The organism is Oleiphilus sp. HI0125, from assembly GCF_001635355.1.
Genome location: NZ_LWGF01001220.1, coordinates 1 through 565 on the forward strand (window position 1 = coordinate 1; position 565 = coordinate 565).

General features: G+C 43.7%; 1 pseudogene. It reads left to right on the forward strand.

What is annotated here, in order from left to right:
- A pseudogene (gene gatB, locus A3762_RS21210) lies at window positions 1-440 on the forward strand (Asp-tRNA(Asn)/Glu-tRNA(Gln) amidotransferase GatCAB subunit B); the annotation flags it as partial.
- Between the last annotated feature and the right edge of the window lie 125 nt (window positions 441-565).

Sequence of the window (565 nt, forward strand, 5' to 3'; positions counted from 1 at the left end):
CAGGCGATGCAAAACTTTCTGCTAACTGGGTAATGGGTGAATTCAGTGCTCGCTTAAACGCAGATGATGTTAGCGCAGCCAATGCACCTATTTCTGGTGAAGCATTAGGTCAATTAGTGCTACGCGTGAAGGACAACACCGTTTCTTCTTCGGGCGCTAAGAAAGTATTTGAGAAACTATGGAGCCAAAAATGTTCAGACGTGGATCAAATCATCGATGCAGAAGGCTTGAAGCAGGTGTCTGATACGGGTGCTCTTGAAGCAATGGTTGATGAAGTGCTTGCAGGTATGGCTGATCAAATCGCGCAGTACAAAGCAGCCGACGAAAAGAAACGTAAGAAATTGATGGGAAGCTTTATGGGCCCATTAATGAAAGCGTCTAAAGGTCAAGGTAACCCGAAACTGTTTAACGAAATTCTCGCGAAGAAGTTAAACGACTAGTCTAGCTCTCAAATTTTGTAGGCCTAGATTGGGGTCAGAGTGCTTTCACTCTGACCCCAGCCATTAAAGCTCAAACTCAAACTCAAAAATATTACCTCTCACGTAATTTATTTCCCTCCACTTTT